Source organism: Micromonospora sp. NPDC047521 (genome assembly GCF_055587305.1).
Map to the genome: position 1 here is coordinate 473797 of NZ_JBVJGN010000003.1, position 26327 is coordinate 500123.

The 26327-nt window shown below is 73.5% G+C and carries 19 protein-coding genes and 1 pseudogene; 13 read left to right on the plus strand and 7 right to left on the minus strand.

Features of this window, described 5'->3' with window-relative positions:
* Positions 1-239: 239 nt before the first annotated feature.
* The 8 genes from ACZ6N8_RS09890 to ACZ6N8_RS09925 all read left to right on the plus strand — a co-directional run bounded on the left by ACZ6N8_RS09890 (position 240) and on the right by ACZ6N8_RS09925 (position 9585).
* Positions 240-689, plus strand: a complete 450-nt coding sequence (locus ACZ6N8_RS09890; RefSeq protein WP_139587588.1) for an SAV_6107 family HEPN domain-containing protein — start codon at positions 240-242, stop codon at positions 687-689.
* Between the two features lie 102 nt (positions 690-791).
* The gene (locus ACZ6N8_RS09895; protein ID WP_466008930.1) at positions 792-1517 is read left to right on the plus strand and encodes a hypothetical protein; all 726 of its coding nucleotides are present in this window, start codon (positions 792-794) and stop codon (positions 1515-1517) included.
* A complete protein-coding gene (locus tag ACZ6N8_RS09900) occupies positions 1514-3076 on the plus strand; it encodes a DNA polymerase Y family protein (RefSeq protein ID WP_466008932.1) in 1563 nt (520 codons plus the stop codon). The genes ACZ6N8_RS09895 and ACZ6N8_RS09900 overlap by 4 nt, the downstream gene beginning before the upstream one ends.
* A gap of 144 nt (positions 3077-3220) precedes the next feature.
* On the plus strand, positions 3221-6607 hold the full coding sequence (locus ACZ6N8_RS09905; protein ID WP_466008934.1) for an error-prone DNA polymerase: 3387 nt from the start codon (positions 3221-3223) through the stop codon (positions 6605-6607).
* A 93-nt stretch (positions 6608-6700) separates the two neighbouring features.
* The gene (locus tag ACZ6N8_RS09910; protein WP_466008936.1) at positions 6701-6880 is read left to right on the plus strand and encodes a hypothetical protein; all 180 of its coding nucleotides are present in this window, start codon (positions 6701-6703) and stop codon (positions 6878-6880) included.
* Entirely contained in the window at positions 6877-7647 is a 771-nt protein-coding gene (locus ACZ6N8_RS09915) for a methyltransferase domain-containing protein (RefSeq protein ID WP_466009172.1), read from the plus strand. Before ACZ6N8_RS09910 ends, ACZ6N8_RS09915 begins: the two co-directional genes overlap by 4 nt.
* A gap of 160 nt (positions 7648-7807) precedes the next feature.
* Entirely contained in the window at positions 7808-9067 is a 1260-nt protein-coding gene (locus tag ACZ6N8_RS09920) for a DNA polymerase IV (RefSeq protein ID WP_364362588.1), read from the plus strand.
* A 116-nt stretch (positions 9068-9183) separates the two neighbouring features.
* Positions 9184-9585: a DUF3040 domain-containing protein gene (locus tag ACZ6N8_RS09925; RefSeq protein ID WP_139587174.1), complete on the plus strand. Its 402-nt coding sequence runs from the start codon at positions 9184-9186 to the stop codon at positions 9583-9585.
* Positions 9586-9818: 233 nt separating this feature from the next.
* Here the strand turns inward: ACZ6N8_RS09925 and ACZ6N8_RS09930 are convergent, their stop codons facing one another.
* From ACZ6N8_RS09930 to ACZ6N8_RS09940, 3 genes are read right to left on the minus strand one after another with little or no spacing between them, the layout of a single operon-like run.
* On the minus strand, positions 9819-12302 hold the full coding sequence (locus ACZ6N8_RS09930) for a transglutaminase TgpA family protein (RefSeq protein ID WP_466008939.1): 2484 nt from the start codon (positions 12300-12302) through the stop codon (positions 9819-9821).
* A gap of 16 nt (positions 12303-12318) precedes the next feature.
* Positions 12319-13617, minus strand: a complete 1299-nt coding sequence (locus ACZ6N8_RS09935) for a DUF58 domain-containing protein (protein ID WP_466008940.1) — start codon at positions 13615-13617, stop codon at positions 12319-12321.
* A 1-nt stretch (position 13618) separates the two neighbouring features.
* On the minus strand, positions 13619-14671 hold the full coding sequence (locus tag ACZ6N8_RS09940) for an AAA family ATPase (protein WP_357993461.1): 1053 nt from the start codon (positions 14669-14671) through the stop codon (positions 13619-13621).
* 391 nt (positions 14672-15062) lie between these two features.
* Here ACZ6N8_RS09940 and leuS point away from each other — a divergent pair, with 391 nt between their 5' ends.
* A complete protein-coding gene (gene leuS / locus ACZ6N8_RS09945; RefSeq protein WP_466008942.1) occupies positions 15063-17903 on the plus strand; it encodes a leucine--tRNA ligase in 2841 nt (946 codons plus the stop codon).
* 73 nt (positions 17904-17976) lie between these two features.
* Here the strand turns inward: leuS and ACZ6N8_RS09950 are convergent, their stop codons facing one another.
* Genes ACZ6N8_RS09950 through ACZ6N8_RS09965 form a run of 4 tightly spaced genes read right to left on the minus strand, consistent with a single transcriptional unit; the run spans position 17977 to position 21380 of the window.
* Entirely contained in the window at positions 17977-18744 is a 768-nt protein-coding gene (locus tag ACZ6N8_RS09950; RefSeq protein WP_466008943.1) for a phosphotransferase, read from the minus strand.
* Positions 18741-19481: a TVP38/TMEM64 family protein gene (locus ACZ6N8_RS09955; protein ID WP_466009174.1), complete on the minus strand. Its 741-nt coding sequence runs from the start codon at positions 19479-19481 to the stop codon at positions 18741-18743. Before ACZ6N8_RS09955 ends, ACZ6N8_RS09950 begins: the two co-directional genes overlap by 4 nt.
* Complete coding sequence (locus tag ACZ6N8_RS09960) at positions 19424-20143, minus strand: type 1 glutamine amidotransferase (RefSeq protein ID WP_466008945.1); 720 nt, start codon at positions 20141-20143, stop codon at positions 19424-19426. The genes ACZ6N8_RS09955 and ACZ6N8_RS09960 overlap by 58 nt, the downstream gene beginning before the upstream one ends.
* Positions 20133-21380: a MurT ligase domain-containing protein gene (locus ACZ6N8_RS09965; protein WP_139587178.1), complete on the minus strand. Its 1248-nt coding sequence runs from the start codon at positions 21378-21380 to the stop codon at positions 20133-20135. Before ACZ6N8_RS09965 ends, ACZ6N8_RS09960 begins: the two co-directional genes overlap by 11 nt.
* A 355-nt stretch (positions 21381-21735) precedes the next feature.
* On the opposite strand from ACZ6N8_RS09965, the gene mraZ reads away from it, so the two are divergent.
* From mraZ to ACZ6N8_RS09985, 4 genes and pseudogenes are all read left to right on the plus strand, one after another.
* On the plus strand, positions 21736-22167 hold the full coding sequence (mraZ, locus tag ACZ6N8_RS09970) for a division/cell wall cluster transcriptional repressor MraZ (RefSeq protein WP_355049459.1): 432 nt from the start codon (positions 21736-21738) through the stop codon (positions 22165-22167).
* A 206-nt stretch (positions 22168-22373) separates the two neighbouring features.
* Positions 22374-23483 (plus strand): annotated as a pseudogene (gene rsmH / locus ACZ6N8_RS09975) (16S rRNA (cytosine(1402)-N(4))-methyltransferase RsmH).
* On the plus strand, positions 23473-24081 hold the full coding sequence (gene ftsL, locus ACZ6N8_RS09980) for a cell division protein FtsL (RefSeq protein ID WP_139587165.1): 609 nt from the start codon (positions 23473-23475) through the stop codon (positions 24079-24081). Before rsmH ends, ftsL begins: the two are co-directional and overlap by 11 nt.
* A gap of 2 nt (positions 24082-24083) precedes the next feature.
* Positions 24084-26288: a peptidoglycan D,D-transpeptidase FtsI family protein gene (locus ACZ6N8_RS09985; RefSeq protein ID WP_466008948.1), complete on the plus strand. Its 2205-nt coding sequence runs from the start codon at positions 24084-24086 to the stop codon at positions 26286-26288.
* Positions 26289-26327 lie beyond the last annotated feature (39 nt).

A 26327-nucleotide genomic window follows, 5' to 3' on the forward strand; every position in this document is an offset into this window, starting at 1 on the left:
CTGGGTTTCCGGGCAGTCGCGAGCCCGGTCCCATCAGGCAGGAGCGTCGCCCGCCGCCCACGACCCCCGGGCGGCGGGCGACGAACCCGCCGGTACGCCGGCCGGGTGTGGTGTGGGGAAGCATCCACACCCGGCCGGCCACACCCGGTGCGTCTTCCTCCGCACCACACCGACTCGGCGTCTCATCGGCGGCTCCACCGCGCCGGAGACGACGCCCGGCCACGTGGAGGAGACAGTCCATGCCGACCAACCCGGCTCAGGCACCGACGGTGCCGGCGCACGTGCTGCCGCACCGCACCCCTGCCCAGCTCCTCACGTTGGCCCGGCGCGGGCTGGTCGAGGCTGGCCAGACCCGCCCCGACGGCCTGCGTTACGCGGCCGCCCACCTGGCGGCGCTGCGTGCGGCGGCCGCCCTGCTCGCCGCCCGCGCCCGGCCCGCGCCGAGCCGCCGTAACCGGATCACCAGCGTCTGGGTCCTGCTCTGCGCCGTCGCCCCCGAGCTCGACGAGTGGGCCCGGTTCTTCGCCGCGGGGGCCAGCAAGCGGGCCGCCGCCGAGGCCGGCATCCCCCGGGTGGTCAGCGCCCGGGAGGCCGACGACCTGCTCCGCGCCGCCGAGCAGTTCGTCACGGTGGTGGAGACCGCGCTCGGCATGGCCCACCAACCCACCCTGGACGGCCTCGCCGCATGATCCCGCCGTGACGCCGGCCGCCCGGCGGGGGGAGCCGGGCGGCCGGCGTCACAGCGTGCCGGTCCTGATCTGATCCACAGCAACGACGGGGGAGTTGGTCCAATGGCGGGCCGCATGGTGGTCGGTTCCGCCGCGCTTGCCGATCTGGTACGCCCGGCGAGCGCACCCGATCCGGTCGGTGGTCACCGGGTGCTGCCGGTGACACCCGAGCTGACGGGTCTGCTGCCCAACCGGGGCCTGCGCCGGGGCAGCACCATCGCGGTCGCCGCAGGTCAACCTCGGCGCAGCGGCGGCACCTCGCTGGTGCTGGCCCTGCTCGCCGAGGCGTCCCGGGCCGGCTCGTGGTGTGCCGTGGTGGGTGTGCCGACCTTCGGTGCGGGCGCGGCTGCCGAACTGGGTATCGCCCTGGATCGGCTGGCCCTGGTGCCGAATCCCGGCCCCGAGTGGGCCACAGTGGTCGCCGCGCTGATCGACGGGGTGGATGTCGTCGTGACCACCGTGCCGGCCACGGTCTCCGCCTCGGTCGCCACCCGGCTGGCCGCCCGGGCCCGGCAGCGCGGCAGCGTGCTGGTCCCGTACGGCCGGTGGGACGGCGCGGACGTGACGTTGCAGGTGGTCCGTGGGGTCTGGGAGGGGCTCGGGCAGGGCCGGGGGAGGTTGCGCCGCCGGGAGGTCACCGTCTCGGCGCGCGGGCGCGGGGCGGCGGCCCGGCCCAAGGAGATCAAGGTCTGGCTCCCTGGTGACGAGCTCACCCGGGTGATCCCCCGGACGGTGCGGTCGACCGGGGGTCGACAGGCCGTGCCGCTGGCCCTGGTCGGGCGGGGATGACCGGCTCACCGGCACGAACCCTGCTGCTGTGGTGCCCGGACTGGCCCGTGCTCGCCGCCGAGATCGTCGAGGGGGTGCCGGCCACCGGCCCGGTCGCCGTACTGCACGCCAACCGGGTGGTCGCCTGCTCCGAGCGTGCCCGCGCCGAGGGGGTCCGTCGAGGGCTGCGCAAACGGGAGGCGCAGGGCCGCTGCCCACAGTTGACGGTCGTGGAGTACGACCCCGGCCGGGACGCCCGGGCGTTCGAGCCGGTGGTCGCCGCGGTGGAGGAACTGGTCGCCGGTGTCGAGGTGGTGCGTCCGGGGTCCTGCGCGGTGGCGGCCCGGGGGCCGAGCCGTTACCTCGGTGGTGAGGAGGCGGCCGCCGAACGGATCATCGAGCACGTCGCCCAGTCGTGCCTGGTGGAGAGCCAGGTCGGCATCGCCGACGGGGTGTTCGCCGCCGGGCTGGCCGCCCGTGCCGGTCAGGTGGTGGCACCGGGCGGCACGCCCGAGTTCCTGGCCGGGCTGCCGGTCGAGGCGCTCGGCCGCTCCGCGCTGGCGGACCTGCTGCGCCGGCTGGGAGTGCGGACCCTCGGCGACTTCGCCGCGCTGCCGGCCGGTGACGTGCTGGCCCGGTTCGGGTTCGACGGTGCGCTGGCCCACCGGCTCGCCGCCGGGCGTGACCACCGCCCGCTCGCCGTCCGGCAGCCACCGGCCGACCTGACGGTGACCGGCGAGTACGACGATCCGGTCGACCGGGTCGACGCGGCGGCGTTCGCCGCCCGTGCGCTGGCCGAGCAGTTGCACGACCGGTTGGCCGGGCACGGGCTGGCCTGCACCCGGCTCGGCATCGAGGCGGTCACCGCGCACGGGCAGGAGCTGCACCGGGTGTGGCGGCACGACGGGCTGCTCACCGCCTCCGCCATCGCCGACCGGGTGCGCTGGCAGCTCGACGGTTGGCTCTCCGGCAGCAACGGCCGCGCCGGTGCCCGACCGGCCCGGCCGTCGTCCGGCATCATCCGGTTGCGACTGATCCCGGACGGGGTCATCGCCCAGGCCGGTCTGCAGACCGGCCTCTGGGGGGAGACCGGCGAGGAGCGGGAGCGGGCGCACCGGGCGTTGAGCCGGGTGCAGGGCATCCTCGGTCCGGAGGCGGTGGTCACGGCGGTGCTCGGCGGTGGGCGTTCCCCGGCCGACCAGGTGCGACTCGTGCCGTGGGGCGACGAACGCCTGCCCGTCCGTCCCGACGCTCCGCCGTGGCCGGGCCGGCTGCCGGCGCCCGCGCCGGCGGTGGTGCTGCCCAGCCCGCTCGCGGCGACCGTGCACGACGCCGCCGGCGAGCCGGTGGTGATCAGCGCGCGCCTGGCGGTGAGCGCCGCCCCCGCCCGGCTGGTGGTCGGCGCCGGCCAGCCGGCGGAGATCGTGGGCTGGGCCGGCCCGTGGCCGGTGGACGAGCGGTGGTGGGCGCCGGTCGAGGCCCGCCGGCGGGCCCGGTTCCAGGTCAGCCTGGCCGACGGTGCCGCCCTGCTGCTGGCCGTCGAGGCCGGGCAGTGGCTGGTGGAGGCGATCTATGACTGAGCCGGTGTCTCCCAGGCCGGAGGCGGATGCACCGACGAGCGATATGACTGTCAGGCATATTTATGACTCCCAGGTATATCGCTCACCGACCCGCTCGCCTGCGGATCCGGCCGTCCGGATCCCGCCATCCGTGAGAGCGGCTCGATGAGCTTTCACAACCCGAAGATGCCCTGGTCGGAGCTGGAGCGGGTGCTCTCCGGCCGGGCCAGCGGCGGCTCCGGCCGGTCGGGCGGCGGGCGGCCGCGCGAGGAGCGGCACCTGCACGTGGTGGACCCGCTCGCCGTGGACGCCGACGGGGGAGACTCCCCGGCCTGGAGCCGCCGTCGCGAGCCGTACCAGCCGCCGGAGCTGGCCCGCCCCGACGGCGTGGTGCCCTACGCGGAGCTGCACGCGCACACCAACTTCAGCTTCCTCGACGGCGCCAGCCACCCCGAGGAGCTGGCCGAGGAGGCCGCCCGGCTGGGGCTCACCGCGCTCGCCGTCACCGACCATGACGGCTTCTACGGGGTGGTCCGGTTCGCCGAGGCGGCCCGCACGCTGGGCCTGCCGACCATCTTCGGCGCGGAGCTGTCCCTCGGGCTGCCCGGCCCGCAGAACGGCGAACCCGACCCGCACGGCGCGCACCTGCTGGTGCTCGCGCACGGCCACGAGGGGTACGCCCGGCTGGCCACCACCATCGCCCGCGCCCAGCTGCGCGGCGGGGAGAAGGGCCGCCCGGTGTACGGGGACCTGGAGGAGGTCGCCGCCGAGCTGCGTGACCACGTGCTGGTGCTGACCGGCTGCCGCAAGGGGCACGTGCCGGGGGCGTTGCTCACCGAGGGGGTGGATGCGGCGGCCCGCGAGTTGGACCGGCTGACCGCGCTCTTCGGCGCGGAGACGGTGGCGGTGGAGCTGACCGACCACGGGCATCCGGTCGACGCCGACCGCAACGACGCGCTCGCCGACCTGGCGTCGGCGGCCGGGCTGCCGACGGTGGCCAGCAACAACGTGCACTACGCCAGCCCTGGCCGGCGTCGGCTGGCCACCACTGTCGCCGCCGTCCGGGCCCGGCGCAGCCTGGACGAGATCGACGGCTGGCTGCCCGCGGCGGCCACCGCCCACCTGCGCAGCGGCGCGGAGATGGCGGCCCGGTTCGCCGCGTACCCCGGCGCGGTGGCGCGGGCCGCCGAGTTCGGCGCCGAGTTGGCCTTCGACCTCCAGCTCGTCGCGCCGCAGCTGCCGGCGTACCCGGTGCCGCCGGGGCACACCGAGATGAGCTGGCTGCGCAAGCTGACCGCCGACGGGGCGCGGGAGCGTTACGGCCCGCCGCAGGCGCACCCGACGGCGTACGCGCAGCTCGACCACGAACTGAACATGATCGAGGAGTTGGGCTTCCCCGGCTACTTCCTTGTGGTCTACGACATCGTCTCGTTCTGCCGCGAGCAGGACATCTACTGCCAGGGCCGGGGCTCGGCGGCCAACTCGGCGGTCTGCTACGCGCTGCGGATCACCAACGTGGACGCCGTCCGGCACCGGCTGCTCTTCGAGCGCTTCCTCGCCCCGGAGCGGGACGGCCCTCCGGACATCGACGTGGACATCGAGTCCGACCGGCGGGAGGAGGTGATCCAGCACGTCTACACCCGCTACGGCCGGGAGCACGCAGCCCAGGTCGCCAACGTGATCTCCTACCGGCCCCGCTCGGCGGTACGGGACGTGGCCAAGGCGTTCGGCTTCTCACCTGGGCAGCAGGACGCCTGGAGCAAGCAGATCGACAGGTGGGGTTCGGTCGCCACCGTCGACGTCGAGGACATCCCCGAGCAGGTGGTGGAGTACGCCAACGAGTTGCAGACGTTCCCCCGGCACCTGGGCATCCACTCCGGCGGCATGGTGATCTGCGACCGGCCGGTGATCGAGGTGTGCCCGGTGGAGTGGGGGCGGATGCCGGGGCGCAGCGTCCTGCAGTGGGACAAGGACGACTGCGCGGCGGTCGGCCTGGTCAAGTTCGACCTGCTCGGCCTCGGGATGCTGTCGGCGCTGCACTACGGCTACGACATGATCGGCTCCAGACTGGACCTGGGTGACATGACCCTGGACGACCCGGAGGTCTACGACATGCTCTGCCGGGCCGACTCGGTAGGGGTGTTCCAGGTGGAGAGCCGCGCCCAGATGGCCACCCTGCCCCGGCTCAAGCCCCGCGAGTTCTACGACCTGGTGGTCGAGGTGGCGCTGATCCGGCCCGGTCCGATCCAGGGCGGCTCGGTGCACCCGTTCATCAGGCGCAAGAACGGCCAGGAGCCGGTGACCTTCGCGCACCCGCTGATGCGCAACGCGTTGGAGAAGACCCTGGGCGTTCCGTTGTTCCAGGAGCAGTTGATGCAGCTCGCCATCGACCTGGCCGGCTTCGACGCGGCCGAGGCCGACCAGCTGCGCCGGGCGATGGGCGCGAAGCGTTCGGTCGAGCGGATGGCCCGCATCGCCGACCGGCTCTACGCCGGGATGGCCGAGCGGGGCATCACCGGCGAGCTGGCCGACGACGTCTACCGCAAGCTCACCGCGTTCGCGAGCTACGGCTTCCCGGAGAGCCACGCGATGAGCTTCGCCTACCTGGTGTACGCCAGCTCCTGGCTCAAGCGCTACCACCCGGCGCCGTTCCTGGCGGCGCTGCTCAACGCCCAGCCGATGGGCTTCTACTCCCCGCAGACCCTCGTCGACGACGCCCGCCGGCACGGGGTGGAGGTCCGCCGCCCGGACATCAACGCCAGCGGCGCGAAGGCGGTGCTGGAGTCCACCCCGGACACCCGGTGGGGCAGCGGGCCGGGGGAGCCGCCGCACGCCTGGGGGCTGGGCGGCCCGGCGGTCCGGTTGGGGCTGTCCAGCGTGCGTACCCTCGGCTCCGAGGTGGCCGAGCGCATCGAGGCCGAGCGGGCGGCCCGCGGGCCGTACCGTGACATGCCGGATCTGGCCCGGCGGGTCGGTCTCACCGCCGCGCAGATGGAGGCGCTGGCCACTGCGGACGCCTTCGCCTGTTTCGGGCTGACCCGGCGGGAGGCGCTGTGGGCCGCCGGTGCGGCGGCCCAGGACCGGCCGGGTCGACTCCCCGGCACGGTGAGCGGCGCGGCGGCGCCGATGCTGCCCGGGATGGAGGCGGTGGACCGGCTGGTCGCCGACGTGTGGGCCACCGGGTTGTCGCCGGAGAGCCATCCGGCCCGGTTCATCAGGGGGCAGCTCGACGTGCTCGGCGCGGTGCCGATCGCCCGGCTGGGCCGGGTGGAGCCGGGGCAGCGGATCCGGGTCGGCGGCATCGTCACCCACCGGCAGCGCCCGGCGACCGCGGGCGGGGTGACCTTCCTCAACCTGGAGGACGAGACCGGGATGCTCAACGTCACCTGTTCGCCGGGGCTGTGGCAGCGCTACCGGCGGGTGGCCCGGACCAGCGCCGCGCTCGTGGTGCGGGGGCGGTTGCAGCGGCACGAGGGGGTGACCAACCTGGTGGCCGACCGGCTGGACGCCATCGAGCCGCCGGTCAGTCCCGCCTCCCGTGACTTCCGCTGACCAGTGATCCACATTACGGTTTCTGACGCCCCCGGGCGGGAGACTCGTGTCGAACGGGCAGAGCGGCCCGTGATCCATGAGGGGGAATGACAAGTGATGGGGAACCACACCTACACCGGCGGTGGAATCGCCAACGCCCGCCGGACCCGGCTGGGCGCCGGTTGGATGCCGTCGCACCTCACCGACCCCCGTGAGTACGAGGTGACAAACGGTCCGGTGGCCAACGAGCGCCGGTCCCGGGCTGAGGACGCTGTCGAGGGCGTTGAGTCCTGACCACTAGGCTCGACCGGGTGGAGCAGACCCGAGGCCGGTTCGCCGGGCCGCCGCTGACCGCCCGTACCGCAGTGATCTGGTCGGTGCTCCGCGCCGAGCTGGACCGGCGTGGCGACACCGAGCTCACCGTGCTGGACGTGGGCGGCGGCACCGGCGGGTTCGCCGTCCCTCTGGCCAGCGCCGGGCACCGCGTCACGGTGGTCGACGCCAGCCCCGACGCGTTGGCCGCGCTCACCCGCCGGGCCGCCGAGGCCGGGGTCGCCGACCGGATCGCGGCCGTGCAGGGCGACGGCGACGCCCTCGCCGGCCTGGTCGAGCCGGCCGGCGTCGACCTGGTGCTCTGCCACGCCGTGCTGGAGGTCGTCGACGACCCGACGCCGGTGGTGACCGCGCTGGCCACCGCGCTGCGTCCCGGCGGCGCGGCAAGTGTGCTGGTGGCCGGCCGGGCAGCCGCCGTTCTGGGTCGGGCGATGAACGGCCACCTGGACGTCGCGACCGCCCTGGCCGCCGACCCGGCCGGCACCGCCGGACCGCGCGACACGTTGCGCCGTCGCTACGACGCCCCAGGCGCCGCCGCGCTGCTCGCCGCCGCCGGGCTCGTGGTCGAGGAGATCCACGGGGTACGCGTGCTGGCCGACCTGCTGCCGGCAGCCGTCGCCGACGGGCAGTCCGCCGCCCTGGTCGAGTTGGAACGTGTGCTCGCGGCCCAACCCCCGTACCGGGACCTGGCCGCCCAGCTGCACCTGTTCGCCCGCCGACCGGCCTGAGTCCGCGCCCGGTGGTTCCCCCGCGCCGCTGACGGTCCCCGGGCCACCCCGCGCATGCGGCCGAGCTGACCGTGCCGCTGGTGGTCGTACGGGGCTGTGGAACGTACGGCCCGGCCGGTTGGTCGCTGGTGTTGTCGTACCCCCGGGTTAACCTGCCGGGATGGGCCGCAGCCAGTCGTTGCCCCGGGGCGGGGATCCACGCTTCGGGCCGGACGCCGACGACTCCGCCAGCCCGATCCTGCACGTCGACATGGACGCCTTCTTCGCCGCCGTCGAGGTGCGCCGCCGACCCGAGCTGCGTGGGCGACCCGTGATCGTCGGCGGCATCGGGCCGCGGGGCGTGGTCAGCTCGGCCAGCTACGAGGCCCGCCGCTACGGCGTACGCAGCGCGATGCCGACCAGTCAGGCCCGGGCGCGCTGCCCGCACGCCGTCTACCTGGCACCGGATTTCACCGCCTACACGGCCGCCTCGCGGGCGGTCATGCAGATCTTCCGGGACGTCACCCCGCTGGTCGAGCCGCTCTCCCTCGACGAGGCGTTCCTCGACGTCACAGGCGCCCGCCGACTGTTCGGTTCCCCCGCCACCATTGCCCGGCTGATCCGCCGCCGGGTCGCCGACGAGCAGGGGCTGACCTGCTCGGTCGGGGTGGCGCCGAGCAAGTTCGTGGCCAAGCTCGGCTCCACCCGCGCCAAGCCGGACGGCCTGCTGGTCGTGCCGCCGGGGCAGGTCCTCGACTTCCTGCACCCGCTGCCTGTCGACGCGCTCTGGGGGGTGGGGGAGCGGGCCGCCGAGACGCTGCGCCGGCTCGGCCTGGCCACCGTCGGCGACCTGGCCGAGGCCCCGCCCGGGATGCTCCGCCGGGCGGTCGGCGCGGCGTCGGCGGCCCACCTGCACGAGCTGGCCTGGGGCCGGGATCCGCGCCGCGTCAGCCCCGAGCACGTCGACAAGTCCATCGGCGCCGAGGTGACCTTCGACGCCGACGTGGCCGACCCGCTGGAGATCCGTCGCGCCCTGCTCGCGCTCAGCGCGAAGGTCGGCGTACGACTGCGGGGCTCCGGGCAGGTGGGGCGCACGGTCACCCTCAAGGTCAGGCTTGCCGACTTCCGCACCGTCAACCGCTCCCGCACCCTCGGCGTCGCCACCGACACCGCCCGAGAGATGTTCGACACGGTGTGGGCGCTCTACACCACGCTGGACCCGGGCGAGCGGATCCGCCTCGTCGGCGTCCGGGTGGAGGGCCTCGCTCCCGCGCAGGGCGCACCCCGGCAGCTCACCCTCGGCGCGCCCGAGCGCGGTTGGCGCGAGGCGGAAGCTGCCGCGGACGCCGCTGCTGCCCGATTCGGGCGGTCCGTCATAGGTCCGGCCAGTCTGATGGGCGACCGTGATCCCCGTCGAAACGAAAATCCACCCCACCCGTAGGTCGTCCCGCTTTCCGACGCGCGACCCCCCTCGTAGACTTGCGGGTAAGCAGCCGGTTGGCTGCCACGGTCTGTCGGCCCGAGTGGGCCCGACCAACGTGACCGGGGAGGAGTGCCGTGCCGCTCTCGGAGCACGAGCAGCGGCTGTTCGAGCAGATCGAGCGGTCGCTTGCCGAGGACCCCAAATTCGCCTCGGCCGTGCGCGCCAGCGATCCGCGCTTCCATGCGCGGCGTCGCCTGCTCGTCGCTGCCGGCGTGATCATCGCTGGTTTGGCTCTACTGGTCTATGGCGCGGTGATCAAGACTCCACCGCTGGCGGTGGCGGGCTTCGTCGTCATGCTGGCCTCGGCCGCGTTCGCGGTGCAGTCGCACCGTCGGGCGCAGTCACCCGACCTGCACGTGGTGGGCGGCACGACGAGTCGTCGTCGTCCCCGCGGCGGTGGCCGATCCGGTCGCCGGCCGTCACTTCTGGACCGCATGGAGGACAGGTGGCGGCAGCGCCCGGAGGGGCACCGCTGAGCCCGTCCCGCCGCTGAGGCGGGCCGTACACCGCGACGAGCGGGTCGCCGGGCAGTCCCGGCGACCCCTGCCGTATCCGCGCGCCCTCGTCCGCCGCCGCAGGCATCGCACACCCGGCCCCGCGTCAACCTCACCCCGTGCCCTGGCCCGTGGCCACGGCACGGCGTCGCCATCGGGGGCGGTGACGGTGCGGGGGCGGCGGCAGGTCGCCACCGCCCCCGGACAGTCGGTGCTCAGCGGGCCGTTCGGTCGGCCAGCAGGCGACGCGGATTCCAGCGCAGCAGGCGGTACCTGACGCGGCCGGTCAGCGCCACCATCCGGCTGGAGCTGTCCGCAAGGGCCGTCCGCCAGCGCAGCAGCACCGACGGCGGCAGCAGAGCGGCGAGCACCCTGGTCCTGCGGTCCGCCCGGGTGGCGAGCGCACTCCGGACCGCGCGCAGCGCCGGCAGCAGACGTTCGCCGGTCAGCGGATCCCTGGCGTACCGGGCCCGCTCCTCGGCCCGGCCCAGCAACCGCGCCGCGCCCACCGCGTCGACGTCGTCGGCGAGGGTTTCCCGGACCAGCCGGTCCGCGGTGGCCCGGGGAGTCTCGGTCTGGTCCACCCGGACCTTGAAGTCCACCAACGTGTCGAGCAGTTCCGCCCAGGCGGCGTGCGCGTCCGCACGGGCCTGGTGGGCGTCCGCCACGACCACCACCCGTGCCTCCGGCGCTCCGGCGCCGTCGCCGTCCCCGGCGGCGGGCGATGCCACAGTGGCGGCCGCCGCCCGGCCACCGCGCCGACGCCGCAGCGCCAGCCGGCGCAGCGCGGGCACCGCGAGCAGCGCCAACAGCGCCAGCAGACCCGCCGCCCACCACGGCCACACCGGAGGTTCCTCGGTCGGGGTCTGCTCGCCCAGGGCCAGGCCGGTGTCGGTGTCCCGGTCGGCGTTGTCCCGGTCGGCCGGACCGGCCGTCGCGTCCGGGCCCTGCGGAGTGTCCGCCGTACCGGCGCCCGGGGTGGTCGGTTCCGGCGCGTCCGTGTCCGGAGCCCACGACGACCGGGTGGAGCCGGGAACCCCGTACGACGGGGTGGCGTCGAACGGCACCCAACCGATGCCGTCGAAGTAGACCTCGGTCCAGGCGTGCAGGTTGAGGTTGGTAAGCGTGTACGTGTCGCCGTCGCGCTTGCTGCCGTTGGTGAAGCCGAACGCCACGCGGGCCGGGATGCCGGCCGTACGGACCAGCCAGGCCATCGCCGCCGCGTACTGCTGGCAGTAGCCGACCTTGTTGGTCAGGAAGTTGACGATGTCCTGGCCGCTGCTGCCGCTCTGGGTGCTGAGCCGGTAGCTGAACCCGTTGTCCGCGGAGAAGTGCTGGTAGATCGCCAACACCCGGTCGTAGTCGGTGCGCTTGCCCTGGACCAGCCCCTTGACCAGTTCCTCCACCTCGGGCACCGCGCCGGGGGTGGCGGTCAGCTGCCGGCGTACCGGGTGGTCGGCCGGCAGCGGCTGCGCGGCCCGCAGCACGGCGGGGGTGTACGTCGAACGGATGTAGTCGAACGAGTACTTGCGCCCCCGGGAACTCTCCCGGTTGGAGAAGACGACCTGCTGGTTGGGGTCGTACAGCCAGTTGCCGCTCAGGTCGTCGGTGCGGGTCGGCTCGGCGTACACGGGCATCAGGGACATGCTCAGGCTCTTGGTCACCTCGACGGTCGCCCGGTACGGGGTCTGCTGCACCCCTCGACCGGCCCGCTCGGTCGGGTCCGGCAGGTCCCGGTTGGCCGCCCTGCCGCTGGGGGTGCGCGCCTGGAACCCGTTCGGACGCAGCTCGTCGGCGACCGCGTAGCGCAGGTAGAACGGGTTGGGTTCGGAGGTGGTCACCTTGACCAGGTCGGCCACCTCGGACTGGTTGAGCTGGCCGGCCAGCGCGGCGAACAGGTCGATCCGCCCTGACGTGCCACCGGAGCCCGAACGGCCGTTGCCGGTGCCGTTGCCCGTTCCCTCGGTGAGCGTGTCCAGTAGCCCGCCGGTCATGCCCGGCACGGCCAGCGGCACCGCGACGGCCAGCGCCACACCGACCACCGCGAGCCGGCGGCCGGCCGACGCCAACGGGGACGCCTCCCACACGTCGACGTCGCGGCCGTCACCTGTGAACCGGCGGCCGAACCGGCGTACCCGGTCGACGTTGTCGGTCACCAGCAGCCAGAGGTATCCGGCGGCGCCCACCACGAAGGGCGTCGCGGGGACGCTGTCCACGTAGACGGCGACCGGCACCGAGTAGATGGCGAGCATCGGCAGCCCGGCCAGCGCGGGCCGGCGCAGGCCCACCGCCAGGACGTCGACCAGCACGGCCACGCCGCCGACGCCGAGCACGGTGATGAACAGCAGCGGGTCGGTGTCGGGGACCTCGACGCCGTACGAGCGCATGTCCTGCATGGAGCCGTTGAGCAGGTCGGCGAAGTGGCTGATGGTGCCCGTCGAGGGCAGGAACGCGAGCAGCTCCGAGCCGCTGGGGAACAGCCAGGTCAGGGCGAGCAACAGGGCGGCGAGCATGCCCAGCACCTGACCCCACAGCGGTGCCCGGACGAGCCGGGTCAGCGCGGCCACCCCGGCGACCACGGCCACCGCGATCGCCGACTGGATCAGCCACGTCCAGCTCTGGAAGATGGCTGACAGCGGCGCGGCGGCGAGCAGCGTGGCGGCGGCCGCCACCGCGCCTGTGTTCCGACTGGCGATCATGAGGGGAACCTTCCGTTCATCGCACGCCGCCGGCGACCGTCTCGGCGAGCGCGGCGCGCAGGGCGAAGCCCTGAGAGCCCCGGCCCGCCTGCGGCCACAACGCCGGCAGCCGGCTGCCGTGGTCGACGCCGACCACCCGCCAGCCGCTCTGCAACAGGGCGAGCGCGGCGGTGCCGTGGGTGCGCTCCGCCTCGGCCCGCGCCTTCTCCGGCAGACTGAGCCAGGTGGAGCTGTCCAACAGGAAACCGACGCAGGTGGCGCCGTTGCCCCGCAACCCGGCCAGCAACTCGGCCTCGGCCACGCTCACCGCGCCGAACAGCCCGATGATCAGACCGCCGTCGGCGCGCTGGCGGACCCGCTGCACCAGCTCGGTCACGTCGGCGCGCTGGTCCAGTCGCACCTCGGCCAGGTGGTCGAGCAGCGCCCCGTCGCCGCCGGCCTCCGAGGCGTCCACGTCCACCCCCGAGCCGGTGACCAGGCGCAGCTTGTAGCCGGCCTGGCGCAGGTGCACCGCGATGCTCGCGGCGGCGGACACGGCCCACTCGAAACTCGCCGTCGGCCCGTCACCCCGGTGGCCGTACGCGCGGGTGTCCAGGACGACAGTGGCACGACTCTCCCACGGCTGCTCCTCGCGGCGCACCATCAGCTCGCCGGTACGCGCCGTGGACTTCCAGTGCACCCGGCGCAGGTCGTCGCCACGCCGGTACTCCCGGGTCGCCGCGTCGTCCTCGCCGTGCACCGCCACCGACCGGGCCCGGCTGTCGCCGCTGCCCGCGTACTCCCCGGGGAGCCGGACCGACGGCAGGGGCGTGACCTGCGGGATGACGGTCAGGTGGTCGGTGCTGGGGAACGCCCGGCTGAGTTCGCAGAGACCGAACGGGTCGGTCATCCGGACCACAAGCGGGCCCACGTCGTAGCGGCCCCGCACATCGGCCCGCACCGTGTACGCCACGGAGCTGGCCTGGTGTGCGCCGAGGCGTTCCAGCACCACGCGGGGTCGGCTGCCCAGCGCGTAGGGCAGCCGGTCCTCCAGGAGCAGGGTGCCGGTGGGCAGGCGGGACAGGTTCTGCAGGCGCAGCACCACCCGGGAGTTGGCCCCGACCGGAACCCGGTGCGGATCAAGCGAGCGGTTGCAGGCCAATTTGTAGCGGCTGCGCCCGACGTAGGCGGCGGCCAGTAGCGGAAGGATGGCCAGCAGCACGGCCACCCGCAGCAGGTCCTTCTCGCCGAGGATGCCGGCCGAGAGTGCCGCCGCGACGGCGGCGGCGAGGAAGGAGCGCCCGCGGGTGGTCAGACCGCGTAGCCCGGCACGCACGTCACGGCCTCCGCGGCTCGTAGGGGGCGCGACCGTTGCCGGTGGCGGGCCGGGTGTCGTACGGGTTGCGCTGCCTGTCGTGCGGCAGCGGCAGCCGGTGCACCAGCTCGGAGACGATCGCGTCGGTGGTACGTCGGGCGAGCTGCGCGTCGGCGGTGGGGATGATCCGGTGTGCCAGCACGGGCACGGCGAGGGCCTGCAGGTCGTCCGGCAGGACGTAGTCGCGCCCCTCCAGGGCGGCGACGGCCCGGGCGGTGCGCAGCAGTTGCAGGGTCGCCCGGGGGGAGGCGCCCAGGCGCAGGTCCGGGGCCTCGCGGGTGGCGGTGACCAGGTCGATGGCGTACTGCTTGACGGCGTCGGCGACGTGCACCTGACGGACTGTGGCGATGAGCTGTCGGACGATGTCCGCGTCGGAGACCGGACGCAGCTCGTGCAGCGGGTCCGTGGCGCCGTGCCCGTCGAGCATGGCCAGCTCGGCCCCCGAGTCGGGGTAGCCCATGGCGATCCGGGCGGTGAACCGGTCGCGCTGCGCCTCGGGCAGCGGGTACGTCCCCTCCATCTCGATCGGGTTCTGGGTGGCGATGACCATGAACGGGGTCTGGAGCTGGTAGGTGACGCCGTCGACGGTGACCTGGCGTTCCTCCATGCACTCCAGCAACGCCGACTGGGTCTTCGGCGAGGCCCTGTTGATCTCGTCGCCGACGACCAGGTTGGCGAAGACGGCGCCCGGGCGGAACTCGAAGTCGTGCGTCTCCTGGTTGTAGACGCTGACGCCGGTGACGTCGCTGGGCAGCAGGTCGGGGGTGAACTGGATCCGGCGCACGGTGCAGTCGATGGACCGCGCCAGGGCCTTGGCCAGCTTGGTCTTTCCGACGCCGGGGACGTCTTCGATCAGGAGGTGACCCTCGGCGAGCAGGACGGCCAGGGCGAGCCGCACGGTGGCGGTCTTTCCCTCGATGACCTGCTCGATGTTGGCCACGATGGCCTCGCTGGCGGCGCGGAACTCGTCGTGCGGCAACAGGCCGCCCACCTCGTCCCAGGTCTGTTGTGTCACGGGCCTCCTCCTCGTCGCCGTCACGGCAGCTCTGAATAGAGCACCTGGACCCGCCGTTGGGTTCGCGACGTCGAGCCTCGTTTGCCGCAGGATTCTCACTGGCCTCTCAGGCTAACCATGTTTGTCGTTATCGCCGACCCCCGCAGGTGGTCCGTCGGTTACGCAGCGTTTTTCGCCAGGTCGGGGGACGGGGTACGGCGTCGATCGGGAAAACTCCCGGCGAGGTACACTGCGGGGCATGGCCGGAGTCTTCCTGCTTCTTACCGGGCCGTGCTGATGCGCTGAACGCGCGACAGCACGGCGGCCCCTCCTGCGCGAGGGGCTTTTTTGTGCCCGTCGCCGGTCCGGCCCGGCGACGCCGAGACGAAGCGAAGCGAAGCGAGGAGAGACGATGAGTGAGGCAGCCGCACCGGCGGGCGACATTCCCCCGTACCGGTACACCGCGGCCCTGGCCGACGAGATCGAGAATCGTTGGCAGGACATCTGGGCACGCGAGGGCACCTTCCACGCACCGAACCCGACCGGCCCGCTGGCCGACCCGAACCACCCCCGCGCCGGCGCGGAGAAGCTGTACGTGCTGGACATGTTCCCGTACCCGTCGGGCGCCGGCCTGCACGTGGGTCACCCGCTGGGCTACATCGGCACCGACTCGTACGCCCGCTACCAGCGGATGGCCGGGCGCAACGTGCTGCACGCGATGGGCTTCGACGCGTTCGGCCTGCCCGCCGAGCAGTACGCGGTGCAGACCGGCACCCACCCGCGTACGACCACAGTGGCGAACATCGAGCGGTACAAGGCGCAGCTGCGCCGCCTGGGGCTGGCCCACGACGAGCGGCGCTCGGTGGCGACGATCGACACCGACTTCTACCGCTGGACCCAGTGGATCTTCCTGCAGATCTTCAACTCCTGGTACGACCGCGACGCCCGGCGCGCCCGCCCGATCGCCGAGCTGATCGCCGAGTTCGAGGGCGGCAACCGGTCCACCCCCGACGGTCGGGCCTGGGCCGAGCTGAGTGTCGCCGAGCGCCGCCAGGTCGTCGACGACCACCGCCTGGCGTACGTGTCGCACGCCCCGGTCAACTGGTGCCCCGGCCTGGGCACCGTGCTGGCCAACGAGGAGGTCACCGCCGACGGCCGCTCCGAGCGGGGCAACTTCCCGGTCTTCAAGCGCAACCTGAAGCAGTGGATGATGCGGATCACCGCGTACGGCGACCGGCTGCTGGACGACCTGGACAGCCTGGACTGGCCGGAGCCGATCAAGCACATGCAGCGCAACTGGATCGGTCGCTCGACAGGTGCGCACATCGACTTCCCGACCGCCCAGGAGCCGGTGCGGGTGTTCACGACCCGTCCGGACACCATCTTCGGCGCCACCTACATGGTGCTGGCGCCCGAGCACGAGCTGGTCGACGCGCTGGTGCCGGCGGCCTGGCCGGAGGGGACCAGGGACGCCTGGACCGGTGGGCACGCCAGCCCCCGGGTGGCCGTCGAGGCGTACCGCAAGGCGGCGGCGGCCAAGACCGACGTCGAGCGGCAGTCCGACACCAAGGAGAAGACAGGCGTCTTCATCGGGGCGTACGCCACCAACCCGGTCACCGGCGGGCAGGTCCCGATCTTCATCGCCGACTACGTGCTGGCCGGCTACGGCACCGGCGCGATCATGGCGGTGCCGGCGCAGGACGAGCGGGACTGGGCGTTCGCCGAGGTCTTCGAGCTGCCCATCGTGCGGACCGTGCAGCCGGCGGAGGGCTTCGACGGCAAGGCGTACACAGGTGACGGCCCGGCCATCAACAGCGCTGCGCCCGACCGCGGCCTGGACCTGAACGGCCTGGGGGTCGCCGACGCCAAGGCGGCGATCATCGCGTGGCTGGAGGCGAACGGGCACGGCGCCGGCGCGGTGACCTACCGGCTGCGGGACTGGCTGTTCTCCCGGCAGCGCTACTGGGGTGAGCCGTTCCCGATCGTGTACGACGAGACAGGCGCGGCAATCGCCCTGCCGGAGGAGATGCTGCCGGTCGAGCTGCCCGAGGTGGACGACTTCTCCCCGAAGACGTTCGACCCGGACGACGCGGGCTCCAACCCGGAGACCCCGCTGTCGCGACGGCGCGACTGGGTCGAGGTGGAACTGGACCTGGGCGACGGGCCGAAGCGCTACACCCGCGAGACCAACGTGATGCCGCAGTGGGCCGGCTCCTGCTGGTACGAGCTGCGCTACCTGGACCCGACGAACAGCTCGCGGTTCGTGGACGAGGAGAACGAGCGGTACTGGATGGGTCCGCGCGGCGCGGGCGACTGCGGGGGCACCGACCTGTACGTCGGTGGCGCCGAGCACGCCGTGCTGCACCTGCTGTACGCGCGGTTCTGGCACAAGGTGCTGTACGACCTGGGGCACGTGTCGTCGTTCGAGCCGTTCCGCAAGCTGTTCAACCAGGGCATGATCCAGGCGTACGCGTACACCGACTCGCGCGGCAGCTACGTGCAGGCCGAGGAGGTCGTCGAGCGTGACGGCGCCTACTACCTGGGCGACCTGGTGGTCAACCGCGAGTACGGCAAGATGGGCAAGTCCCTGAAGAACGTGGTGACGCCCGACGACATGTGCGCCGCGTACGGTGCGGACACCTTCCGGGTGTACGAGATGTCGATGGGCCCGCTGGAGGTGTCCCGCCCGTGGGAGACCCGGGCGGTGGTCGGCTCGTACCGGTTCCTGCAGCGGGTCTGGCGGGCCGTTGTCGACGAGCAGACAGGCGCGCTGCGGGTCACCGACGACCCGGCCGACGAGGCGACCCGTCGGCTGCTGCACAAGGTCATCGACGGGGTCCGTGTCGACATGGACGCCATCCGGTTCAACACGGCGATCGCCAAGCTGATCCAGCTGACCAACGGGCTGACCGGGCTGTCGGCGACGCCCCGCGAGGTGGCCGAGCCGCTGGTGCTGATGGTGGCGCCGTTCGCCCCGCACATCGCCGAGGAGTTGTGGCGTCGGATGGGGCACGACACCTCGCTGACGTACGCGGACTTCCCGACCGCCGACCCGGCGCTGCTGATGGCCGACACGGTGACCTACCCGGTGCAGGTCAACGGGAAGGTCCGGGGCCGCGTCGAGGTGCCCGCCGACGCGTCCGAGGAGACCGTCCGCGCGGCGGCCCTGGACGCGGTCGCCGCCACGCTGGCTGGCAAGGAGCCCCGCAAGGTCATCGTGGTCCCGGGCCGGCTGGTCTCGGTCGTCGCCTGACGGTAAGCGTCGGCGGGGCGGTCGGGCCGGCGGCGGCGGGCACCGCCCCGCCGCCGCCCGCCCGCCGCGCGGGTCAGCCGGTCAGCGCCGCCGTCACGACCGGACGGTGGCCGTGCAACCACTCCTGCCAGCGGCGTACCCCGTCGGGCACGCCCGCGTCGCGCAGCCGGCGCAGAGCCGGCTCACCCCGGTCGGCGCCGGCCTCGATGCCCCGCCAGGTGTCCCCGATCTGGTGGAGCATCACGTCCACCAGCTCACTGCGGTCCAGTGCTGGCGAACCCGCCTCGTAGGCGCCGCAGAGGACCCGACACCGCCGGCCCAGCTCGGCGGGGTCGGCACCCTCGCCCAGCGGAGCCCAGTGCCAACCGGCGAACGCCACATCCTCGATCCGCCGGCCCGGCCCGGCCAGGTCCCAGTCCAGGAAGGCCACCGGGAGCGGCCCGCTCGGGAAGTCCCGGTACACCGTGTTCTTCGGGGAGAGGTCGCGGTGGCACACCGTCTCGGCGGCACCGGCCAGGTCAGTTCCCGCGCACGCGTCGTGCAACAGGCGGATCAGCTCGGCCAGCCGCACCAGCGCCGGATCGGCGAAGAAAGCCGGATCCTCCCGGTCCCGCCACGGCACCCGGCCGGCGACGTAGCCGAGCATCTGCCGGCCCCGGTCGTCGACACCGAGGTGGCGGGGCGCGAGGTCCGCGCCCCTCGCGGCCAGGTGGCGCAGCAGCGCGGAGACGAACTCCAGGTCGGCCGGCGGGGTACGGCGCACCGTGTCGCCGACCCGGACCACGTCGGCCACGAATCCGCCGGTCAGCGGCTCCTCGGCGGAGCCGGTCGACCCGGTCACACCGGCATCGTCGAGCGGCGCTGCCGTTCGGCCCGCCACCACTGGTGGGCCAGCACCAGGCTGGCGATGAGGCCGAGGCTGGCGGGGGCGGCGGCGTACCAGTTGACGTGGCCGGGGGAGCTGACCGCCGCGCCGATGGCGGCGTACCCGAAGGCGGTCGGCGCCGAGGCGATGACGCTTCCGGCCAGGAACGGCAGGACCCGCGCGCCGGTCGTGCCGTAGCCGTAACTGACAAGCCCGAAGCCGGCGATCGGCAGCAGCCGGACGGTCACCACGCCGAACACGCTCTGCCGCGCGAACCACCTGTCGAGGCGGGCCAGCCGGCCCCGGACGCGCTCGGCGACGAACTCCCGGCCGAGCAGCCGGCCGACGGTGAACCCGATCGCCGCCGCCACCAGCGCGGCGCCCAGGGCGTACGCGGCGCCCTCCAGGGGGCCGAAGATCGCGCCGGCGGCGAGCGTGATGAACGTCCGCGGGACCAGCGCGACAAGCAGCAGCGCACCGCCGAGGATCGCGGCCACCGGGGCGAGGTCACCCAACCGGTCGGCCAGCGCCGGAAGCTGCTCCGGATCCGGTCGGGGCACCAGGAGCAGCAGCAGCCCGCAGGCGCCGATGAGCAGGACGAGCAGAGAGAACCGGGCGGCCGACGGCTGCCGCAGCAGCCGCCGGACGGCGCGGATCATGCCCGGGCGGCGGCCACCGCGGCGCGACGCTCGTTGCGGAGCCGGTCGGACCAGGTGTCGTCAAGCGGCGGAAGCTGGTGCGCTCCGGTGGCCCAGCGCAGCAGCAGGTCGGCCAGGGCCGGGTTGCGGGCCAGCGCGGGACCGTGCGAGTAGGTGCCCAGCAACTTGCCGCGCCAGGCGCCCTCGGTGGCACCGTCGTTGCCCACCCCGGCGGTGACCCGGGCGAGCGGAGAGACCTCCGGGCCGAGGTGGGTACGGCCGCCGTGGTTCTCGAAGCCGGTCAGGGCGGGCAGACCCAGCCGGGGGTCGATCTCGCCGGCCAGCTCGCCGACGGCCCGGCTCGGACCCCTGTCGGACTGGAGGTCGAGCAGCTCCAGGCCACGGCACTGCACGCCCTTGGCGAAGAAGGACGTGCCGAGCAGCTGGTAGCCGGCGCAGACGCCGAACACCACCGAACCCTGTGCCACCGCGCGGTGCAGACCGCCGTCGGCGATCAGCCGCTGCGCGCCGAGCGCCTGCGGCCCGTCCTCGCCGCCGCCGACCAGGTAGATGTCGGCGGTCGCCGGCAGCCGCTCGTCGGAGCGGACCTCCAGCACCTCCACCGGCATGCCCCGTTGGCGTGCCCGCCGGGCCAGGATCAGCGCGTTGCCCCGGTCGCCGTAGGTGGACAGCAGGTCGGGGTAGATCCAGACGATACGCAGGCTCTCAGTTGACACGGTCCAACTCCGCTCGGATGTCCTGGAACGCGGTGTAGTTCGCGATGACCTCCAGCCGCCCGGGCGGGACCGACCGGATCGCGTCGTCGAAGGTGCGTACGTGCTGGAAGGGCACGTCGTTGACGTCCAGCCGGACCGCCAGGTCGTACGCCCGGTCGCCGGTGATCAGCACCTGCCGGCCGCGCAGCGGCGCGAAGTCGACGTCGAAGAGCCAGGAGGTGTCCAGTCCGTCGGGGTCGCGCGCGTTGATGGAGAGCAGCGTCGGCGCCTCGTCGGCCATGTCGAACGCCTCCAGCCAACTGGCCGGGTTCTTGGCCAGCAGCAGCCGGATGTTGCGCCCGTCCTTGTCCACCTGCGCGTAGCGGCCCGCCACCGAGGTGACGATGCCGAGGCGGGACACCGCGTCGACCGGGCGTACGCCGAACTCGGCGGCCACGGCCAGCGCGGTCGCCGCGTTACCGAGGTTGACCTTGCCGGGCAGTTGCAGGGAGACCTTGTGCCAGGCGCCGGTGGGGTCGAGCACCCCCTCGTCCTCGACGACCCACTGCGGCTCCGGTCGGCGCAGCGGGCAGCCGGTGCACCACCACTGGCCGCCGGAGCGCTGGATGGTCGAGCCGCACTCGGGGCAGACCCAGGAGTCGTCGTGCCAGCGCTGGCCGGCGCTGAACCAGGTCACGTGGGGCGGGTTGATGCCCCGGGCCGGGTCCGCCGGAGGGGTGGCGGCCCACACGACCATCGGGTCGTCGGCGTTCGCCACCACCCGCACGTCGGTGTGCCGGACCAGCGCCGCGCGCCAGAGCTGCGCCATCATGGCGACCTCCTTGGCGCGGTCCAGTTGGTCGCGGGACAGGTTCAGCAGGGCGACGACGTGCGGTTCGGTCGCCTCCAGCACCTGGGCCAGGTAGTGCTCGTCGACCTCCAGCACCGCGTACGGGGTGCTGCCGGCCTTGGCCAGCGCCGAGGTGTGCCCGGTGGGCATGTTGGCGCCGAACGAGTTGGTGGCGACCCGCCCGAGCACACCGACCGCGGCGGCGGTCAGGCGCGTCGTTGTGGTCTTGCCGTTGGTGCCGGAGACGAGCGCGATCGCGCGCCCGGCCGACAGGTGGGCCAGCAGGTCCGGGTCGATCTTCAGCCCGATCCACCCGCCGATCACCGAACCGTCGCCACGGCCGGCCGCCCGGGAGAGCGCCGCGGCGGTCCGTGACACGGAGCTGGCCACCTTGGCCCGTAGGGGCATTTTCGCGTCCGTCACGCGAGCGAGGTTACCGGACCGCCCGCCTCGCCAGATCGCCGCCGACGGTGAACCGTTCGGCCGTGGCATCCGCGTGGGCGGCCCGGTCGGCGTCCGTCGGACGGAGTCGATCTATGTCGGAAAGCGGACCACGCCGGAGGGGCGCTGTGGCCCTCCACTCCGCTCCACCCCGTGTGACGTGCGGTTTTGCCGTCGGATCAGACGCGCCACGCGGGCGAATCTGGTTGCGGGTGGAGGGAAGTGGAGTAGAGTGGTGGCCAATGGTGAGGCCGGGAGGGCTCACCGGCCCGGGGGGTCAGCGGCGCCGCGAACGCCGCTCAGGGGCGAGGGGGTAGGGCCGATGTTCCTCGGCACCCACACTCCACGCCTGGACGAAAAGGGCCGGTTGATCCTTCCGGCCAAGTTCCGGGATGAGCTGGCGGGGGGTGTCGTGGTCACCAAAGGGCAGGATCGCTGTCTCTACGTCTTCCCGACACCCGAGTTCCAGCGGATCGCGGAGCAGTTGCGCGCGCAGCCGATGACGCACAAGGCGGCCCGGGCCTACAGCCGGGTCTTCTTCGCCAGCGCGCACGACGAGGTGCCGGACAAGCAGGGTCGGGTGACGATCCCGGCCCACCTGCGGGAGTATGCCGCGCTGGACCGCGACCTCGTCGTGATCGGCGCGAGCACGCGGGTGGAGATCTGGGACAAGGTCGCCTGGGAGACCTACCTCGCCGAGAGCGAAGACGACTTCGCCGACATCGAGGAGGGGGTGCTGCCCGGCGGTCTGTAGGGCGGAACGGCGCCCGACGTACTGCGAGATCTCCAGCCGCTTTCGAGTTCCTGGCATCCCTTCCCCGGTGCCAGGCGCACGATCCAGTTATCGGGTCCGAACCCGGTGGCCGGCGGGAGCGGATGGGGATCTGGCGGTACGACGGCAGCGCCGTCTCCACGGCAGGCGCGCGAGAAGAACGGACGTTTCAACCAGTGGGGGTCGACATGGGGGAGTTGCGCGGCACGCACGTGCCGGTGCTGCTCGAGCGGTGTCTCGAGCTGCTGGCCCCCGCGCTGGGTCGAGGCGGCCGGACGGTGCACGTCGACGCCACGCTCGGCCTGGCCGGGCATGCGGAGGCGGTGCTCCAGGCGCACCCGGAGACGGTCCTCATCGGGCTCGACCGGGACACCGAGGCGCTGGCGCACGCGCGGGTCAGGCTGGCCCGGTTCGCCGACCGCATCCACCTGGAGCACGCCGTCTACGACGAGCTGCCCGAGGTGCTGGAGCGGCTGGGCTATCCGGGCATCGACGGGATCCTGTTCGACCTGGGGGTGTCGTCGCTGCAACTGGACGCGCCCGACCGCGGGTTCGCCTACGCGCAGGACGCGCCACTCGACATGCGGATGGACCAGACGCGGGGGGTGACCGCCGAGGAGGTGGTCAACACGTACGCCCACCCGGACCTGGCCCGGGTGCTGCGGGTGTACGGCGAGGAGAAGTTCGCCGGCCGGATCGCCTCGGCGATCATCCGGGAGCGGGAACGCGCCCGGATCACCTCGTCCGCGCGGCTGGCGGAGCTGGTCCGGGACTCCATTCCGGCGCCAGCCCGACGAACGGGCGGACACCCGGCAAAGAGAACGTTTCAGGCTTTACGGATCGAGGTAAACAGAGAGCTGGCAGCGCTGGAGACAGCGTTGCCATCCGCGCTCGACGCACTGACCGTGGGCGGTCGCATGGTGGTCCTGTCCTACCACTCGCTGGAGGACCGGCTCACCAAGGCGGCGCTCGCGGACCGGGTCCGCAGTAAGGGCCCTGTCGACCTCCCGGTTGAGCTGCCCGGGTCCGGTCCGACGTTCCGGCTGCTGAGCCGGGGCGCCGAACTGCCCGGGGAGGAGGAGGTCGCCGCGAACCCGCGCGCCGCCTCGGTGCGGCTGCGGGCCGCGGAACGACTCGACCCGAACGCGACAGAACAGGGGCGGACCGACCGCGAACGGTCTCGCCGAAGGGTGAAGGGAATGCACCAACCGGGCGCGGGGTCCGCCTGATCCGTGGGGGGTCAGGGGCGCCGCGACCGTAGAGGGACGGATGTTGAGGGGGAGGGACATGAACATTGACAAGCGCGACCGCCGGGACGTCACCGGCGGCGGGCAGCGCGCACCGCGGTCGGGGGGCCGGACCGCGGCGGAGCGGGCTCCGCGCGTGGGGAACGGTACGCCACGCATCGATCGAGTGAATCGGCAGGGGGAGGCTCGCGCCCGGGGGGCGCGCGAGTTCCCGACCCAGGGCAGCGCCGCGTTGCGTCCGGTCGAGAAGACCGGCGTCGCGGCGACCGCCCGTCCGCCCCGGCTGCGGGTGGCGCCGCCGGCGCCGGTGTCGGTGCCGCGGGCGCCGTTCGCGGCCCTGATCGTGGTCCTGGTGGTCGGTGGGGTGCTGGGCATCCTCGCGGTCAACACCAAGATCAATGAGAACGCGTTCCGGTTGGAGAAGCTGCAGCAGCAGCAGGCCCGACTGGACCTGGAGAAGCAGCAGCTCGACAAGCAGATCGCCGAGGCCGAGGCGCCGGGGAACCTGACCGCCGAGGCGCGTCGACTGGGGCTGGTGGACGCCGGGGAGCCGGGGTACGTCCGGCTGCCGGACGGCAAGCTGCCGCTCGGCGTGCCGAAGCCGGCTACCGGCGAGCCGTCGGTTACCAGCCAGGGCGCGGGAGGCTGACAGTGCCACCGAGGTCGGACGAGCCGCGCCGGAACCCCACGGGGTCCCGGCGCGGTTCTTCGCGTGACACCGCGCCCGCCGACGGCGAGTCGCGCACCGACGAGCCGGGCATCGGCGGGATCTCCGGCGCTCGGGCGTACACCCCTCGGGGTCGGACGGTCCGCGAGGAGCGCGGCGTGCCGGCGCGCGGCGCCGAGCAGCGGCGTACCCCCCGCAGCACCCGCTCGGGCGACCCGTTCCGGCCGGCGTTGCAGGTGCTCGACGGTGGCCGCGCCGCCGCCGCGCGGGCCGCCCGGCGGGACGCGCCCGCGGCCGGCCGCGGCGGGGTCGTGCGGACCGTCGCGCCGCGCAACCCGCGGGGGCCGGTGGGCGACGAGCCGCCACCGCGCCGCCGGACCACCCCGCGCGCGCCGCGCCGCGCCGACCGGCCGGCGGGCCGCCGGCCGTCGCGCAAGCCGCCGCGTCCGCCGAAACTCGCCGACCCGCGACTGCGGCTACGGCTGGGCACCGCGCTCACCCTGGCGCTGTTCGCCGTGATCGGCGTGCGGCTGGTGTTCCTCCAGGCGGTCGACACCCCGGCGTACGCCGGCGGTGGCGTCGCCGACCGGACCCGCACGGTCGAGCTGCCCGCGCCGCGCGGCGCGATCTACGACCGGACCGGCGCCGAGCTGGCACACAGCGTCGAGGCACGGTACGTGTTCGCCGACCCGATCGAGATCACTGACGCCGCCACCACCGCGAAGGCGCTGTCCCCGCTGCTCGGCATCCCGGCGTCCAAGCTCACCGAGCTGATGAAGCCCCGCAAGCTGGAGAACGGCAAGCCGTCCCGGTTCGAGTACCTGGCCCGGGGGGTGGAGATCCCGGCCGCCAAGCGGGTGCAGGCGCTGGAGCTGCCCGGCATCGGTGTGCACCGGGACGAGCGCCGGGAGGTTCCCGGCGGCGACCTGGCGGCCAACCTGATCGGTTTCACCAGCCAGGACATGGACGGGCTGGAGGGGCTGGAGGCCCGCTACGACGAGCTGCTCGCCGGGCAGGACGGCCGGCGGGTGTACGAGGCGGGCCTCGGCGACCTCGCCGCGCCGATCCCGGGCGGCTACAGCAAGACCACCCCGGCCAAGCCGGGCAGCTCGCTGGCGCTCACCCTCGACCGCGACCTGCAGTTCAAGACGCAGCAGATTCTCAGCGCGGCGATGGCGCAGCAGCGTGGCGGCACCGCCGCGGCGGTGATCATCGACGTTCCCACGGGCGAGGTGCTGTCCCAGGCCAGCGACCCCACCTACAACGCGGCCAAGCCACTGCCGAGCGACCCGGTCGCCCGGGAGGACGCCGCGACGAGCTTCGTGGTCGACCCGGGTTCGGTGCACAAGGCGATCACCTACGGCGCGGCGTTGCAGGAGGGGGTGATCACCCCGGACACCGCGCTGCCCATCGCGAACAGCATCAAGAAGGGTGACACCTGGTTCTCCGACACCCATCCGGCGAACGGTCGGAAGATGAGCGTGCCCGGCATGCTCGCGTACTCGTCGAACGTCGGCACGATCACCATAGCCGACCGGCTCGGCCGCGACCGGCTGATCGACTACCAGAAGCGGTTCGGGCTCGGCCAGCCCACGGGTGAGGGGCTGCCCGGCGAGGCCAGCGGCCGGCTGCTGCCCGCCGACGAGTGGAGCGACTCGTCGGAGGGCTCGGTGCCGATCGGGCACAGCGTGGACGCCACGCCCCTGCAGATGGCCGCCGCGTACGCCGCCATCGCCAACGACGGCACCTACGTGCAGCCGCACCTGGTGAAGGAGACGATCGGCCCGGACGGCAGGCGTACGCCCGCGCCCGCTCCGGTGACCCGATCGGTGCTCAGCCCGCAGAACGCGGCGGCGCTGCGCACCATGCTGGAGGCCGTCACCACTGTCGACGGCGCCACCGGGCTCACCGCCGCCGTCCCCGGCTACCGGGTCGCCGGCAAGACCGGCACCGGTTGGCGGTTGGTGGACGGCAAGAAGCAGCCAGGCGAGGTGTCCTCCTTCATCGGCATGGCCCCCTCGGAGAAGCCCCGGTACGTCATCGCGGTCTTCGTGTACGCGCCAGGCGGCGGGGGAGCCGCGATCGCCGGACCGGCGTTCCGGGACATGATGCAGTTCACTCTGCGTCACTACCGCGTACCGCCCTCCAGCGGTGCTTCGAAGCCCAAGTTCGTGGTCTATCCGCGCTGAGCAGCGACGGCGGGACATCATCGGTGAGTGCCGACGAAC

Coding starts and splice junctions, on each gene's coding strand:
- mraZ (WP_355049459.1), top strand. CDS start 21,736: ATGTTCCTCGGCACCCACACTCCACGCCTGGACGAAAAGGGCCGGTTG.
- ftsL (WP_139587165.1), top strand. CDS start 23,473: ATGAACATTGACAAGCGCGACCGCCGGGACGTCACCGGCGGCGGGCAG.
- leuS (WP_466008942.1), top strand. CDS start 15,063: ATGAGTGAGGCAGCCGCACCGGCGGGCGACATTCCCCCGTACCGGTAC.
- ACZ6N8_RS09890 (WP_139587588.1), top strand. CDS start 240: ATGCCGACCAACCCGGCTCAGGCACCGACGGTGCCGGCGCACGTGCTG.
- ACZ6N8_RS09895 (WP_466008930.1), top strand. CDS start 792: ATGGCGGGCCGCATGGTGGTCGGTTCCGCCGCGCTTGCCGATCTGGTA.
- ACZ6N8_RS09905 (WP_466008934.1), top strand. CDS start 3,221: ATGAGCTTTCACAACCCGAAGATGCCCTGGTCGGAGCTGGAGCGGGTG.
- ACZ6N8_RS09920 (WP_364362588.1), top strand. CDS start 7,808: ATGGGCCGCAGCCAGTCGTTGCCCCGGGGCGGGGATCCACGCTTCGGG.
- ACZ6N8_RS09900 (WP_466008932.1), top strand. CDS start 1,514: ATGACCGGCTCACCGGCACGAACCCTGCTGCTGTGGTGCCCGGACTGG.
- ACZ6N8_RS09965 (WP_139587178.1), bottom strand. CDS start 21,380: ATGCCCCTACGGGCCAAGGTGGCCAGCTCCGTGTCACGGACCGCCGCG.
- ACZ6N8_RS09930 (WP_466008939.1), bottom strand. CDS start 12,302: ATGATCGCCAGTCGGAACACAGGCGCGGTGGCGGCCGCCGCCACGCTG.